This is a genomic window from Pontibacter indicus (assembly GCF_900156345.1).
Classification (GTDB): domain Bacteria; phylum Bacteroidota; class Bacteroidia; order Cytophagales; family Hymenobacteraceae; genus Pontibacter; species Pontibacter indicus.
Window position 1 is genome coordinate 248,672 of record NZ_FTPP01000004.1, and the last position, 15,359, is coordinate 264,030.

General features: G+C 53.3%; 16 protein-coding genes. 5 read left to right on the plus strand and 11 right to left on the minus strand.

Features of this window, described 5'->3' with window-relative positions; translation table 11 throughout:
• Positions 1–330: 330 nt before the first annotated feature.
• Positions 331–558, plus strand: a complete 228-nt coding sequence (locus B0B12_RS17955) for a hypothetical protein (RefSeq protein WP_076671787.1) — start codon at positions 331–333, stop codon at positions 556–558.
• Between the two features lie 61 nt (positions 559–619).
• Complete coding sequence (locus B0B12_RS17960) at positions 620–1,117, plus strand: DUF4112 domain-containing protein (RefSeq protein ID WP_076671789.1); 498 nt, start codon at positions 620–622, stop codon at positions 1,115–1,117.
• Positions 1,118–1,123: 6 nt separating this feature from the next.
• Here the strand turns inward: B0B12_RS17960 and uvsE are convergent, their stop codons facing one another.
• The 4 genes from uvsE to B0B12_RS17980 form a co-directional block, all read right to left on the minus strand.
• Complete coding sequence (uvsE, locus tag B0B12_RS17965; RefSeq protein WP_076671791.1) at positions 1,124–2,017, minus strand: UV DNA damage repair endonuclease UvsE; 894 nt, start codon at positions 2,015–2,017, stop codon at positions 1,124–1,126.
• Between the two features lie 78 nt (positions 2,018–2,095).
• Positions 2,096–2,743 carry a carboxypeptidase-like regulatory domain-containing protein gene (locus B0B12_RS17970; RefSeq protein WP_076671793.1) on the minus strand — a complete coding sequence of 216 codons (648 nt, stop codon included), beginning with the start codon at positions 2,741–2,743 and terminating at the stop codon, positions 2,096–2,098.
• 207 nt (positions 2,744–2,950) lie between these two features.
• A complete protein-coding gene (locus B0B12_RS17975; protein WP_076671795.1) occupies positions 2,951–3,724 on the minus strand; it encodes a hypothetical protein in 774 nt (257 codons plus the stop codon).
• 367 nt (positions 3,725–4,091) lie between these two features.
• Positions 4,092–5,327, minus strand: a complete 1,236-nt coding sequence (locus tag B0B12_RS17980; RefSeq protein WP_076672144.1) for a metallophosphoesterase — start codon at positions 5,325–5,327, stop codon at positions 4,092–4,094.
• A 162-nt stretch (positions 5,328–5,489) separates the two neighbouring features.
• Here B0B12_RS17980 and radC point away from each other — a divergent pair, with 162 nt between their 5' ends.
• The gene (gene radC / locus B0B12_RS17985) at positions 5,490–6,215 is read left to right on the plus strand and encodes a RadC family protein (RefSeq protein ID WP_083704293.1); all 726 of its coding nucleotides are present in this window, start codon (positions 5,490–5,492) and stop codon (positions 6,213–6,215) included.
• Between the two features lie 111 nt (positions 6,216–6,326).
• Here the strand turns inward: radC and B0B12_RS17990 are convergent, their stop codons facing one another.
• From B0B12_RS17990 to B0B12_RS18015, 7 genes are all read right to left on the minus strand, one after another.
• The gene (locus B0B12_RS17990) at positions 6,327–6,527 is read right to left on the minus strand and encodes a YwbE family protein (RefSeq protein ID WP_076671797.1); all 201 of its coding nucleotides are present in this window, start codon (positions 6,525–6,527) and stop codon (positions 6,327–6,329) included.
• A gap of 5 nt (positions 6,528–6,532) precedes the next feature.
• Entirely contained in the window at positions 6,533–7,051 is a 519-nt protein-coding gene (locus B0B12_RS17995; RefSeq protein WP_076672148.1) for a TonB-dependent receptor plug domain-containing protein, read from the minus strand.
• A 46-nt stretch (positions 7,052–7,097) separates the two neighbouring features.
• Positions 7,098–7,544: a hypothetical protein gene (locus B0B12_RS18000; protein ID WP_076671799.1), complete on the minus strand. Its 447-nt coding sequence runs from the start codon at positions 7,542–7,544 to the stop codon at positions 7,098–7,100.
• 90 nt (positions 7,545–7,634) lie between these two features.
• Entirely contained in the window at positions 7,635–7,808 is a 174-nt protein-coding gene (locus tag B0B12_RS20440) for a hypothetical protein (RefSeq protein ID WP_170871908.1), read from the minus strand.
• 166 nt (positions 7,809–7,974) lie between these two features.
• Complete coding sequence (locus B0B12_RS18005; RefSeq protein ID WP_076671801.1) at positions 7,975–9,648, minus strand: right-handed parallel beta-helix repeat-containing protein; 1,674 nt, start codon at positions 9,646–9,648, stop codon at positions 7,975–7,977.
• A gap of 45 nt (positions 9,649–9,693) precedes the next feature.
• The gene (locus tag B0B12_RS18010) at positions 9,694–11,571 is read right to left on the minus strand and encodes a pyruvate kinase (RefSeq protein WP_076671803.1); all 1,878 of its coding nucleotides are present in this window, start codon (positions 11,569–11,571) and stop codon (positions 9,694–9,696) included.
• A 94-nt stretch (positions 11,572–11,665) separates the two neighbouring features.
• Entirely contained in the window at positions 11,666–12,610 is a 945-nt protein-coding gene (locus B0B12_RS18015) for a polysaccharide deacetylase family protein (RefSeq protein ID WP_076671805.1), read from the minus strand.
• Between the two features lie 347 nt (positions 12,611–12,957).
• Here B0B12_RS18015 and B0B12_RS18020 point away from each other — a divergent pair, with 347 nt between their 5' ends.
• Together B0B12_RS18020 and B0B12_RS18025 are read left to right on the plus strand one after the other, a co-directional pair.
• Positions 12,958–14,580, plus strand: coding sequence for a glycerol-3-phosphate dehydrogenase/oxidase (locus tag B0B12_RS18020; RefSeq protein ID WP_083704294.1), 1,623 nt, complete (start codon positions 12,958–12,960; stop codon positions 14,578–14,580).
• A 39-nt stretch (positions 14,581–14,619) separates the two neighbouring features.
• Entirely contained in the window at positions 14,620–15,252 is a 633-nt protein-coding gene (locus B0B12_RS18025) for a DUF1684 domain-containing protein (RefSeq protein ID WP_076671807.1), read from the plus strand.
• Positions 15,253–15,359 lie beyond the last annotated feature (107 nt).

Genomic DNA, 15,359 nt, shown 5'->3' on the forward strand with positions numbered 1-15,359 from the left:
TTCCAGGCGATGAAATACAAACTATAAATTAGAAGCCCTCATAGCGAAAGCCTTCACTTATGTAAGCCGCTCCACGCTTTGGGGTTAAAAGCAACAGAGGTCGTAAGTGGCACCAAAGGTCAACTGCCACATCCAGGTAACGGTACCGGCATAGCCAATACAATTACCTGTATTGAGTAAAAACCAAGGCTATCTTTCACTAGACAAGCGCTGTGAAAGATAGCCTTGGTTTTTTTGGTATAAATCGATGTATAAACTGAACAATTTTGTAAGTATATAGGTATATATATTATATTTAATACTAGATACTCACCAAACACTCAGAATCTTATGGCCCTTTTAAGATCTACACTCCTAATTTTATTGGTTGGCTCTTTAGTATCTCTTGCATCATGCTCTTCTTTCAGCCGTAGCAGCAACGCCATTGTGGTGGACGACTACAGCAGCATGCGCTATGTGAAAGGAAAGCCGGACAGAGTACACAAAAAATGGAAGGCCAAATCGTCCTACACCCCTAGAAATAACAAGGTGGCAAAACGCAGAACTGCTGACTGGTAGCTCTTCGCCCTGCAGGGAAAGGGCTTTGCTACTTTTGTCTGCAGCTTGCGTATAGGCAGCTATGGAAACGGCAAGAACACACTACACGCGCACTCCCCGCACCGAAAACCTGAAATGGGTAGACCGGGTTACCCACCTGATGGATAACCAGTTTCGTCTTCCGGGCACCAACTGGCGGTTCGGCATGGACCCTATACTGGGCCTTTTCCCGGTGGTGGGCGATCTGGCTTCGTTTAGTGTGTCGGCTATGCTCATCCTGACCATGGCCCGCTATGGAGCCAGCGGCAAAATGGTGACGCTCATGCTGCTCAACGTGGCGCTGGACACCCTGTTTGGCAGTATTCCCATCATCGGCAATATTTTTGACTTCGCCTTTAAAGCCAACGAGCGCAACGTGCGCATGCTGCGGGCACACTACGCAGAGGGCAAGTACCAGGGAAGCGGCAAAAACATCATCATCGGAGTCATCATCGGCATTATCGTGATTGGTGTTCTACTGATCTGGGCGCTGTGGGAACTGGTAACTTTTGCCTTTCAGCTGGTGCAGAGCTGGTTCTAGCGCGGCTTATATCCTGCCAAGCTCTTTGGCCACAGCCACTGCCTTGTGGGCGCTGGCTTCCTTGTCTTTTATCTCCAGCATAATGTCCATGTCGATGCCTTCGGTCTCCACCAGGAAATCGTGGAAGGCCTGCTCGCCAATGCTCTGCACATGCTTGCCTTTCCGCTCCCCCGGCGATTGGGCACTGTAATCCACCATCAGGATGCCGTCGCGCTCGGGCTGCCAGGTTTGTGCCGCCAGCATGACCGCTTCCCGCATGGGCTCGCCGTTGTTCACGCACTCGTGGTGCAGGTTGTCGAAAATAATGGGCATGCCTGTGAGCTCGTGCAGCACCAGGCAGTCGGTGAGGCTGTAGGTGCGGTCGTCGTTCTCAACACACAGGCGTGCTTTCACGGCATCGGGCAGTTGGGTATGGTATACCTCCGCAAATCGGTTGAGCGCTGTTTCCTTGTCGCCGTAGGCGCCGCCGCCGTGAATCTGCAGTTTCGCCGTCGTGTCGAGGCCCATCAGGTCGAGGATGCTGCCCTGGTACACCAGTTCGGCAATGCTGTTTTGCACCGTCTGCGGGTTGGGAGAGTTGAGCACCACGAACTGATCGGGGTGCATGGAAATGCGCAGGTTATGGCGCTTGATATAATCGCCGAGCCGGCGCAGGGTCAGCTTGAAATGCTCCTGCCAGTTGTAGGTGTTAATGGGGTGCGATGCGAACGGCACCAGACCGGAGGTGAGCCTGAAAAAGCGCAGGTCATTCTCCACGTTAAACTCCAGGATGCGGCGCAGGCAGCTCAGGTTCTGCTCTACTGTTTGGATAAGGCGCTCTTCAGAATAGGAGGCCAGGCGAAAAGTGCGGGAAGAGGAACAGTCCAGTGTTTCGTTGATGCAAGGGTATCCGATTTTCATAAGGTATACAGGTATAGCTGTACCTTAACCTACGCACAAGCGGAATGTTTTGCCGGATTCAGCCTTCAGAAGACTGTCCTAGCGCTCTATTTCGTAGCCGGTGTTGTCCTTGAAGAAGCGGTTATAGTTTTCTTTCTCCTCTATGCGACGCTTCAGTTCCTCGATCATGAGCAGCTGCTGCAGCTTCTGGTTCTGCTTTCCTTCTTTAGAGAACATGTCGTACAGAAATGAGATAGGGCTGAGCGGGGTAGGGGCCATGGGGGGCGGCGGTGGACCGGGCTCCAACTCTGGGCGGTAGCCTTTGCGCTTCACATACTCTGGCTCTTCTTTCTTCATGTTGCGCAGTGCTCGCTGTATCATTTCTTCCGACGGACGGCTGGTGATCTCTACCTCGCCCAGCATCACGTTGTCGGGCTGCAGCACGATGTTGACGCGGAGCTCAGAAACCGGCAGGTTACGGGGCAGGTATAGCAGGGGCTTAAAGCCAACAGCCCGGATCAGCAGCGTGTCGTTCTGGTCGATGTCGATCAGGAATTTACCTTCTTCGTCGGAAATAACGCCTTGGATAGTGCCATAACGGATGATGCCCGCTCCAGGTATAGGCGTGGTCTTGTCGGCCTCGAACACGGTACCGCTCACGCGAATATTGCGCTGCGCCAGTGCCGGCAGTGTGCTCACCAGGATCAGGGCAGAAAGAAGTAGCAGTCGCAGCAGGTTTAGGGGCATGTTTCAGCTGAGGCCACCTTGGCGGTGGCAACGGGTTAATGTCAATACGCCGGTTAAGGCTTAAAAAGTATGCAGCCTCCAAAATAAATTACGGAGGTGCAGCATGATGCTAAATTACTAAAAATTAGTGGAAAAGCGGACTAAAATAGCGAAAGCCTGTAGCTACGGGCGCTACAGGCTTTCAAATTGATTATACGTATTTAAAAGTTACTGGTTTTTGTTCATGTTATTTCCAGCGCCATTATTAGTGCCGGACTGGTTCGAATTGGTGCCCGAGTTGTTTCGCTGGTTATTATTATTCTGCTGATTTTGATTTTGCATGGTACCTTGGTTAGTACCGTTCTGGTTGTCGAGTTGGTTGGTGCCGTCATCGCTCATGCCCCAGTAGTTGGCGCGTTTCTCCTGGTACTGCTTGTACTGCTGCTGCGATAAGATCGACTGCAGTTCGCGGTCTGTGTCCTCCATGATCTTTTCGCGCTGTGTGTCCATGTTAGAGGCAGCTGTGGTGTTGTTCTGTGTGTTGGTGTTCATGTTGCCACGTGTATCCGTCATGGTGCCGCCATCCTTGTCGTAACGGTCCTTCTCGGTCGTGGCCATGTTGTCCACCTCTTCTGCTACCTGTCCACCCATGAGGTTTGTTTCGTTGTAGTTGAACTCCAGCTGGCTCAGGCGACGCTCACGTTCATAGAGCACCTGCTCCACGCGGTTTTGGGTAGCGGTGTCGAGGCGCATGTCGGTTGCCATTTGTCCGGCTATACGCGTTGCGTTACTACGCCAGGTTGCATCGGAGTTAGCCATGTCGCCTGAGTTTGACATGTCTGTTGTGCTGCTCATGGCAGACTCACTTCCTCGGATATGGCTTTGGTTTACATTCTCGTCGTTATTGGCGTCGGCTGTTTCGTACGTTCTGCCCCTGTCTTCAGAACAGGAAGCAAACAACATGGCACTAACTATAGCTATGGAATAAAATACCTTTTTCATCTTTCAAATACTCTAAATGGAACATTTTAACGGCAGCCCGTTTGTTAAAAATAGTATAAAACAAATATGGCTCGCCCTAATGTTTTACGGCGAAAGAAATGATAGGTTCGTGTGGTTGATGGCACCAGATAGGTGGTAATTGTCCCTGAATTGCTTTTATTGTGCTTTAAGGGAGATTGTAGAGCAATAAAGTTGCTTTTGAAATTAGTTTGCTATACCTATGGTAATCAGGTATGCTGAAAAGATAGAATATAATAAAATAGATGGAAAGGTGTAGCTTGAAAATACAGAAAGCCGGCCACCTGGCCGGCTTTCTGTATCAAGGACAAATTAGATTAAGATCTCGGACCAGCTAAGGTATAGGCGCTTAAGCCTTTTTCAACTCAAACACGGTGATTTCGGGAAGGAAGCCCACCCGACCCGGGTAGCCTATGAAACCAAGGCCTGTGTTGACGTACAGGTGCTGACGGCCGCGTTTGTAGAGGCCCGCCCACTGCTCGTATACATACTGCACCGGGCTCCACTTCAGGCCAGGCACGTTCACGCCGAACTGCATGCCATGGGTATGGCCAGACAGTGTAAGGTCAATGTCGTCATACTTCTGGTTGATCTCGCCGTCCCAATGCGAAGGGTCGTGCGACAGCAGCACCTTGAATGGGCTGTTCTCTGAACCAGTGTAGGCTTTGCTCAGGTTGCCGTATTTCGGGAAACCTGCCCGGTTACCCCAGTTCTCCACACCCAGCACAGCAATGTGGGCACCGTCTTTCTCGATGCGGCGGTTCTCGTTCAGCAACACATCCCAGCCCATGCGGCGCTGGGTTTCGATCAGCGTCTGCAGGTTTTGGTTTTTTGCCTCGCGGCTTTCCCAACTCACATAATCGCCGTAGTCGTGGTTGCCAAGCACCGAAAACACACCCTGCTTCGCTCGGATTTCCTTCAGGGTATCAGCGTGCGGCAATAGCTCTGTGGCCACGTTGTTTACCATATCGCCGGTGAAGAACACCAAATCAGCCTCCTGTTGGTTGATGAGTTTCACAGCCTCTTTAAGGGGTTCTGTAGAGGTAAAGCTACCTGTGTGCAGGTCAGAGATCTGCAGCATTTTAAATCCGTCAAAAGCATCCGGTAGATTCGGGAAGCGGAGTGTCACCCGCTTGACACGATACTCATAGGCGCCCTTCATCATGCCATAAATAAAGGCCGAGAACGGCACTGCTGCCACCAAAAGGCCCATTTGGCTCAAAAACTTACTGCGCGAAGGGTCAAAGGTCGTCTCGCCGCTATTCACTTGATTGAACACCACTTTGCCGAGGCGCAGGGTGTCATCCACAAACAGGAAAAGCACTACCACCAACTTGGAAGCGAAAATGATGAAAAGCGTGCTGGCCAGGTATGTTTTGAAGGTGTCGGGAGGGGTGCCGCGCGTGAATGAGGCAACCGTAAACGTGGCTGCCGTGATGGCAAATACAGCCCAGTGCAGGATGTAGATGATGCGCTGGGCGCTGGCAGAGAGGTTTTGGGTAACGGTCTTGATTGCCTGGAAGACATAAAGGTCCACCAGGAACAGGATGAAAACTACTATTCCGATCGAAAAAAGTCGTTGCATGGTATAGGATTGGTGCTGCGTCAGAACAGCCGACAGCAGCTTCAGGTTTTTAAAAATTGTATGTTCAGCTAAGAAAGCCAGGTTCATGGCCCTGTTTATGAACTATTTCTAGTCCAAACAGATTCACTTAACAATCTTTTATCTAACAAAATCTGTACCGCAGTGAAAGAAGAAGCTACGTCTGCACTTTTGGCATACGACACCGCCAACCTCAACATCAAGACCTGGGCCGAAGAGGACCGTCCGCGCGAAAAGCTCCTGCTCAAAGGCAAGTCCGCGCTGAGCGATGCCGAACTGATTGCCATCCTGATTGGCTCCGGTACGCCAAAACTAACCGCTGTGGACGTAGCCAAACTTATACTGGCAGCTGTAGGCAACGACCTGAACGAACTGGCCAAACTGACAGTGAAGGATTTGATGAAAATCAAAGGTATAGGCGAGGCCAAGGCCATCTCGATAGTGAGTGCGCTGGAGTTGGGCCGACGCAGAAAGGAAACTGCCACCGCCGTCAAAACCCGCATCACCTGCTCCACCGACATCTACAACTACATCAAACCCCAGTTGCTGGACCTACCGCACGAAGAGTTCTGGGTGATATTACTGAACCGCGCCAACGTGGTGATGAAGAAGGAGAGCATCAGCAGCGGGGGAGTGGCCGGTACGGTGGCCGACCCAAAAATGATCTTCAAAAAGGCGATTGAGCAGCTGGCAAGCTCCATTATACTGGTGCACAACCACCCCAGTGGCAATACAAAGCCCAGCGCCGCCGACATCGCCCTCACCAAAAAAATGAAAGAAGCCGGCCAGTTTCTGGACTTACCGATACTCGATCATATTATCTTCACCGATAACGACTACTACAGTTTTGCGGATGAGGGAATGTTGTAAGTTAGAAAGGGGGTAGTTTGCTATACCTGTCATTTCGAACGAAGTGAGAAATCTGGGTTTATAGTGTTTATACTGCAGATTTCTCGCTATAGATCGAAATGACATAGAGGATTAATCTTCCTCCAATATCTCTTTCACACGACCGACTTCGCCCGTCTCCAACCTTACCTTAATGCCGTGTGGGTGGTTGGGCGATTTGGTGAGAATGGCTTCTACGTACCCTTCGGTCAGATCGCCGCTGCGCTGGTCTTCTTTGAGCACGATGTTGACGTGGGAGCCGATTTTGATGTTGCTGCGTTTGGTGCCGTCCATGGGGGTTACTGTTTGGGTTGAGGCTTGGAGGTGATGTGCAGGAACTCTTCTTCGTCGCTCAGGCTCCAACGCACAGGAGCTGTGATGTCCTGCTTTACAACTTCCACTTTTTCGATCTGCTCCAGGTTGGCCAATATCTGACTGGTGTCTTTTACGACCCGGTTATTGATGACCACTTTCAGGTTTTGCTGAGCTGCAGGTATACGGTAGTGGGTATAGATATCCTGCAACGTGGACCATTCTGCTGTGGGTTTAGCCTTGATGAGAATGGCGCCGTCCTTGGCTTTGTCGCCGAACATGCCTGTAGCATTTTCGTCTTTCAGCACGTCGATACTTTCGATGTTGTCGGGTTTTATCAGCGCCAGGCTAGGCTGCGCGATCTGCTGTCCGTTTATCTGGATGTAAGGCTGAGGCTGCGACACCAGCCCCTGCTTTCGCTGATCTTTGGGATGAATGAGTTCTTGCTGCGCAAAGGCTTGCAGGCTGCAAACAGCGAGTAAGAGTGCGAAGAGTAGTTTTTTCATGAGAATGTTTTTTAGGTATAACGTCAGTTTGCGCTTGCTAGTCATTTTAATTTAGAGGCGTATGGCGAAAGTCGGAGAGTTTGTAGCGTTCTATTGCCAGGCTGTCCAGCCACTTGCCTTCTAACTTACGGAGAATGTGGCTAAACACATGCTTGCCCTCTGCGCCTTCAGCTACTCTACCTATCGTCGCTACAGAGTCGGCTCTCATTTGCTGCTGGTCCGCCTGCACCAGGTGCTCAATTAGCCGATAATCGTCCATGGTGAGGACAGGCTCTGTGAAACCGCTGTTATCAAATGCTATCAGGCTGTTCACTTCTTCGGAGTTGTTAAAACCAGCCTGAAGCAGCTTTTTGAGATACGTGAGTTTGAACTGGTGTACGTAAATTTCCTTGTACTGCTGCTTGAGCATTCGCTGCCTGCTGGTGGTGCATTGGGTGAAAGTGAGGAGCAGGAGGAGGAGTGTGATGAAGTAGGTGGCTGTGGATTTAAGCATGTTGCTAGATTAAAATGGGAATGTTTACCAAAGTATAATCGGGATTATAGGAATGCATCCCTCTTAGGTATAACAATTATTCACAGAACCCTATCGCCCATGCCTCCGAATATTCCACCACGTGTTGAAAATAGCCAGCGCCAGGCCAGCTCCGATAAAGGCCCAACCGATGTATTTGTTTTCAAAAAAATGCCCGATGCTGATAACAGCACCCGTCACAGCTAACAGCACCGCGACAAATCCGACTAGGTTGAATGATTTCATAGGCTTACTACAGGTATAGGTATGAGCAAGGGCACATGTATTGCCAGAGTAAGTTACATAGAATTTCCTATATGTTCTTCCAAGTCTACCATAATTTTCCCTGTATTGGTTGCCTCGTTTCCGAACCTTCCAACTTTTTAACTCTCTAACCCCTCAACTCTCCAACTCAAAACAGCTCCTTCAGCCATTGAAAAAACTTAGGGCGGGTATAGGCAACGGCGCCCATATCGGGTGCAGCGGCTGATTCAATTTGATTGCCGATGATGTCTTTTGTGACTTTAGCAAATGAAGCAGGCATAGGCAAGGCTATACCTTGGTAGATCAGCGGGGATTTTCTCTGCAGGCTATACCTGTCGGCAAGTTTTTGCAGATCAATTGGGTAACCGAGGGTGCCTGCCTTGCCGGGCGCTGTGAGTCTGGGATCGGCGGCTATACCTGTCAAGCGGCCGATCAGGTGCTCCTGGCCCGTGCCTTTGCTGAAGTCCTGTAAGGAGCTATACCTGTTTTCGCCCCACTCAAAGGTATAATTCCCGTTTTCACTGAACCAGGCGTTCTGCTGAAATACGACATCGAGCGCAACCGTATCGGGGGCAACAACCATAGGAGCGCCGTTGCGGCTGTAGAAAATGTTGTTGAAAAACCGGACGTTGTGGTGGCCGCCGCTTTTGAAGAACACGCCGCCGCCGGAAGGGGCCACCGCGCTGTCGGCAAAGATGGTGTTGTTGTACACGAGCAAATCCAGGTTTCCACTCCGTTTGTGGTTCTCCACCCACAGCGTAATGCCCTTGTAGTCGTTTTTGCGACCGTCGTTTTCCGAAATATTGTACCGGATGATGTTGTTGCGCATCGGCCGTGCCCACTCAAACTGCGCGATCAGAAAACCGGCCCCGTCGTTGTCGTGCGAGTAGTTGTATTGCATCACGGAGTTGGTCACGCCGCCATCCAGGTCAAAACCTCCGCCGTCGCAGCCGCTGCCCGCGCTCATGTTGTAGGCTTCGTTGTACTGGATGGCGATGTTGTTGGCGTCCCAGGCCCAAATACCGATCGGCCCGCCGCAGTTTTTGTTCTGCATGCCCGAGGTATGGACCACGCTGTGCTCGATGGTGCCGCCGTCCACGTCCGACAGCACAATGCCACTGCCGCTATGCTTGTCGGGCAGAATCAGTCCGTATACTTTATACACATGGCAGTGCCCGACATAAATGTTGCGGTGCGCGTAGCCGGTCTTGGTATGGTCGAATTCTCCAAAAACGTTGATGCCCACCGAGTCGATGTCGTGCACCATGGCCTGCGTGATGCGGGCGTCGCGAAAGCCGCTGTTGCCCTTCCAGGCACCCAAGGTTATACCTGATTTCCGGAAACCGCTCACCTCCACCTGGTCTATCACAATGTGCTGCAGCTGGACATCGCCAGGCAGGTCGTTATAGAACAGAATGCCGTGGTTCGTGTTGCGGGTATAGCCGCTGCCCCTAAAGTTGAGGTTCCGGATTTCTATACCTGCCACGTTGTGCGCATAGAAGCCATAGCCTATGCCAGCATCGACGGTGGCGCGACCATCACCATAAGAGCTGAGAACAAGCGGAGCCCCGTCTCCTGAAAGATTGTCCTGATGAAAGTAAAGGCCGCCTGCAAAGGTATAGCCGCCCTCGAGCAGGAGTGTGTCGCCCGGGCTGTACCGGTGGCTGTTCGCCCGTTCAAGGCTGCGCCAGGCGGAAGCGGGTGAGGTGCCCAAGTTGGCGTCATCACCTTTGGGGCTGATGTAATAGGTGTGCGCCAAGGTATAGGGTGCTGTGCTGAGGTATAGGCAGGTATAAAAAAGAAGCGCCAGGGCCAGTTTCATAGTCAAGAGTGTTCAGGTACAGGTATAGCCGGTTGGTGGTGGTAGCTATACCTGTACGGCTTGGTCTGTGGCCTCGCTGCCGGGCATGGCCAGTTCCGATACGTGTAAGGGGCGCAGCATGGATGTTTTCTTGTGCTGGTGCTCCTGCATTCGTTTCAGGATGTCGTCGAGCAACTCCACGGCCCGCAGCACAAAAGGCCCTTTGTTGAGCATCACGCAGTCTGCCCGCTGCGACATGGCAGCGTCCGTGATCTCGGCCCTGGACGGACGCCCCTTCTTGGCCAGCGACTCGAGCACCTGCGTGGCCCACACCACCGGTATGTGTGCGGCCTCCGTTATCCACAGGATCTCCTCTTGCACTTCGGCCAGTCGCTGCCAGCCGCACTCCACGGCCAGGTCGCCGCGGGCGATCATCACACCCACGGGGTGGTTCTTCATCACGGTCAGGAGCAAATGGGGCAGGTGGCGGAAGCCTTCTTTCGTCTCGATTTTGAGGATGATGCCCAGGCGGGGCGGTGCTTTGAGCCGTTTCAGTTCCTTGTGCAGCGCCTCAATCATCTCGGGGTGGTTCACAAACGAAAGACTGACAATATCGGCATGCTTTACCACAAAGGCCAGGTGCTCGCGGTCCTGCTCCGAGAGTCCGTTCAGTTGCAGGTCGCTTTCGGGCAGGTTGATGCCCTTGTCGTGCATCAGGCGGCTTCCCGATTCTTTGGCTTCCGTGATTTTCACGAGCAGATTATCATCGCTCACGTTCATGATCACGCCCGCTATTTTGCCGTCGTCGAACAGAATCGGCTGACCGGCCTTCGCCCGGCTGAACACCTCGGGCAAGGTGCAGGCAATGTGCGCGGGTTTCACGATGTGGCCTTCGGCATCGTAGAGGGCGGGCTCACCGGCTTCCTCGGCTTTGGTAAGGATCAGCAAATTGTCCTTGCGCAGGTAGATGGGCGCCACACTGGAAGGCAAGTCGCCTACTTCGGTGCTGCGCTTGAGGGCGCTCTTTTTATTGATGGTGAGCTTGGTGCCCGTGCCGAGGTATGAGGTCTTGAAAAGGTGCGCGATCACGCCTTTCTCCTTGCGCTGCATTACCGTGAAAGAGCGCTTGCGGCCACGCGTATCCCGGAACTTGAGCACGTCGCCTTCCTGCAACTGGGCCACCCAGGCCTCATCGACGGGCAGGCTGGCGTCTGTGGGTACATCGCTCTCCACGCCGGCAGGGGCAAGCCATACCTTGGCGGGCGACACCAGCTGGCCCAGCTCGTTCTGGATCGGGCGGATGGGCAGCAGGGCAGGACCGGGTTTGAGCGGACCTGTGCGCAGTTTGGGCCCCATCAGGTCCATCAGAATCTTGCAGCTGCGGCCCGTTTCCTTCTCCGCCTTCCGGATGGATTGCACCATGGCTCCCCATACCTGCTCGTCGTCGTGGGCGCAGTTGATGCGGGCGCAGTCCATACCTGCCAGCAGCATGCGCTTGACCAGTTCGTAGTCCTGGGCCAGCTCGGTGGAAAAGGTGACCATGATGCGGGTGCTGCGATCCTTAGGCCGTGCTCCCAGCAGTTCGCTCGTATGCTTTTCAAGCAACTCCACGCTTTCGGCATGCGATACAGGCGTAGGCTTATGTGTGGGTTTGCAGTCGAGCAGGTGACAGAGCATGTTGTGGACTGATTGCAGACTGGCCAGTACATGCCCCTCGGAACGACCCAGCGAGGAGAGCCCCAGACGGGCCAGGTTTTCCTGCAGCTTGCGGATGTCGTGCTGCCGCAGGGCCAGGTAGTGCAGCAGGTTGCGGGCGCTGGTGCGGAAAGAAGGATGCACGTCCTTGATGGCATGGGCAAACTTCTTTTCGAGTTTAAGCGCATCCTCGTGTAGCACGTCCAGCTGCGAAATCATCTCGCGAAGGTGTTTCTCGTCTGTATGCATGGTGTTAAAAGGTATAAGCAACAGGCCAAAGGTGGTTCATATTTATCCAACTCACTGGCATACTATCAAACTGCAGACTTGAGCGCAGGGTTTTTCAAAAGCTGTTTTCCATGGCTCTGTGCAGCGAACCAGGGCTCCAGTAGCCGCTCGCAATTATCCGGCGGATGCTGTGCAGCGGGTCCTGCGGGTCACGCTTGCCGGCCAGCTGGAAAGCCGCCACCATGCCACGCTGCTTCAGTTCAGGAATGGCCTCGGGGTTCCAGAGCCCGAAGGGGTAGGCGAAAAACTCGGTTGGCTTGCCCGTGATCTCGGTCAGCTGCCGCGAGGGTTTTTCGACCTGCGTTATCCAGTCCTGTCCTTGGTATTTCTTTACGTTCTGATGGTCCCAGGTATGGGATCCGATCAGGTGCCCCCTGTCCGACAGCTCCTTCACCTGCGCCCTGGTCATGTAGTTGGGCCGGCCAAGCGATACGGTCATGATAAAGAACACGCCTTTGAAACCGTACTTCTCGAGCTCCGGCGCGGCCACCGTGTATTGCCCCAGGCTGGTGTCGTCGAAGGTGAGCATCACAGGTTTTTCGGGAAGCGGAGCGCCTGTGGTGAGGTAGGTTAGCAACTGGTCGGGCAGCACGGTCTGGTAGCCGCTATCGGCCAGCATTTTGATGTGGTCTTTGAAGCGATCCTCGGGTATAATGTAGTCTTTGGCCTGCTTGGAGTCTTTCTCGCGCCAGTCACGCACCTGGTGGTAGCACAAGATCGGTACCTGCTTGCGGGCGATGATAGTTTCGGCGTCGGCTATGGAGTTGGCTATAGCCGTGACAGGTTGAGCCGACTCAGCAGGTATAGCGGCCTGCAGACTGAGGCTGTCAGGTGCAGGTATAGTAACTTCTGCTGGATATGAAGTTGCAGGTATAGCCGCCTCGACAGGGGAAGTGGTTTCAGCAGTCTTTCCTTCCCGTATGCAGGCGGAGAAACTGATCGACAAAGCGGAAAATAACGCGAAAAAAGGTAAGCGCAAGCGGGTGTAAGGGTATTTCATGGTAAGTGTAGGTTAGCAATCATTTGACGCCGGACATTGTGGCCTCCTTCTCGACCAGCGTTACGTTTCGCTACTCCTGCCGGCGTTCATTTGCACTTCACCAAAGTTCCGTTCGTCAAGAGCTCTTTTGTCAGATAGTCCTTTGCTCTATGACTGAAGTTCTTTTATTCAGGATTTTTCTGCCAAGACCGGAAGGTTTCGTAAACGCAATAATAATAGCCATTTTTTACCTGCTTTCCCAGTAAGGGAGGTCAAAATCTGGCAGGCATTTGTAAGTAAAAAATGCTACCTTAAGCTATCGTTTGCAAGCCATTCCTGTAAAACACAACCTATACCTGAAACCACCTATGCCAGCCATTCCGTTTACCCGCAAGGCCATGCTGCGCCAGCTTTCCGAAGTGCCCGAGTGGGATGTGCTCGTGATTGGCGGTGGCTCCACCGGTTTGGGTACAGCGTTGGATGCCGCCTCCCGCGGGTATAAAACGCTGTTGCTGGAACAGTCCGATTTTGCCAAAGGCACCTCGAGTCGCAGTACCAAGCTGGTGCATGGCGGGGTACGTTACCTGGCGCAGGGAGACATCCGGCTGGTGTTCGAGGCGCTGCGGGAGCGGGGCCTCCTGTTGCGAAACGCCCCCCATGTAGTAAAAGTGCAGCCCTTCGTGATCCTTTGCTATACCTGGTGGCAGCGTTTCTTTTATGGCGCCGGACTCACGCTCTACGATCTGCTGGCGGGCAGGTATAGCCTGGGCCGCACCACCTGGTGGAGCCGCAAAAAAGTGCTGGAGCACCTCCCCAGTGCCAAACCCGAGAACCTAAAAGGTGGCATTGTGTACTACGACGGACAGTTTGACGACGCCCGCCTGGCCCTGAACCTGGCCCAGACCTGTGCCGAGCAAGGCGGCACGGTGCTGAATTATACCCGCGTAACTGGTCTCACAAAAGATGCGGAAGGAAAAGTGAATGGCGTGGAAGTGCTGGACCTGGAAAGCGGCCAACACTATACCTTGCGGGCCAAGGCGGTAGTCAACGCTACGGGCGTTTACGTGGATGAAGTATTGCAACTCGATCAGCCCACCCAAAAACCGTTCGTGATGCCCAGTCAGGGCGTGCATGTGGTGCTTGATGAATCCTTTCTGCCTGGCGAGGTGGCCCTGATGATTCCCGAAACGCCCGATGGTCGCGTGCTCTTTGCCATCCCCTGGCAAGGCCATGTGCTGGTTGGTACCACCGACACGCCGCTGCAGCAACTGAGTCTGGAGCCTGTGGCGCTGGATGCTGAGATTGATTTTATCCTGCAAACCGCAGGACAGTACTTGCGGAAACCTCCGACCCGACAGGATGTGCTGAGTGTATTTGCAGGCCTACGCCCCCTGGCTGCCCCCGACAGCGAAACAGAAAAAACAAAAGAGATTTCCCGCAGTCACAAACTGTTGGTGGCACCATCCGGACTGGTCACCATCACCGGAGGCAAATGGACCACCTATCGGCAGATGGCTGAAGACACCGTAAATGCGGCTATCCGGGTGGCGGGGCTGCCTGCTATACCTTGCCGCACAAAAAAGCTCCCCATCCACGGGGCCATACCTGCAGCAGCTATACCTATGCCGGGCGGCCGTGATGAACTTGCAGGCTACGGATGCGACGCAGCCGCGCTACAGGCTTTGCAAAAGTCTGAGCCGGAACTAAACCAAAAGCTGCACACTGACTTCGACTATACCTTAGCAGCAGTAATTTGGGCGGTTCGCCATGAAATGGCCCGCACGGTGGAGGATGTGCTGGCCCGTCGCCTGCGGGTGTTGTTCCTGAATGCCCGCGCCGCGCTGGAAATGACGCCTATCGTAGCTGCAGTGATGGCTAGAGAGCTTAATCGGGACGAGGGGTGGCAGCAGGAGCAGGTTTTGGCTTTCGAGACCATTGCCAGGAACTACCTGCCGCAGGCTATCGAAAAGCCGATCATGCGGGCACTTTGACGAAAATTTTCCGAAATTGCAGGAAAATTACCCTACCTCATGCAACGACCCATCAAATTCATCATAATGGCCGGCATCGCGCTGGTGCTCTTTTACTTTGTCCGCGAATCGTTCCTGAGCGACGACAATTACCTGATTCCGCTGAAAAAGGAGCGGGAAGAGAAAGACCTCTCGTTCCGGGGCCGCACCAATAGCCCATTTGAGGAGGCCGAGCGTCGCGCCTTTAAAAACCTGGTCTACTACGAGCCCAACCTCGACTACCGCGTGCGGGTGAAGCTGGAAGACATCGAACCAAAAGACACCGTGCACATGCCCATGACGAACGGCAGCACAGAGGCCTACCTACGTTACGCCCTGGCTAATTTTGAGCTGAAGGGAGAGCCGCAGCGCCTGACGCTTTACAAAAAAATAAAAGAGGAGAAGGAGGAGCTGTTCGTGCCTTTCACAGACAAAACCAACGGCTTCGACACCTATGGCGGCGGCCGCTACCTGGATGTACCGTTTCAGGAAGGTGCCAGAATGGTTACGCTCGACTTTAACCGCGCCTACAGCCCATTCTGTGCCTATAACCCCGATTACGTGTGCCCCGTGCCACCCAAAGAAAATCGCCTGACTGTAGCTGTGGAGGCTGGCGAGAGAAACTACGAAAACGCCCACCCTGTGGTGGAGTAGGGGCATTACAAACATAACAACACACCTATCACGTCGCACGAGGTCCGCAGATAGAACTCGACAAAGGACAAACGGCTTTTGGTGCTGTTACTGATTGCAGATCCGAA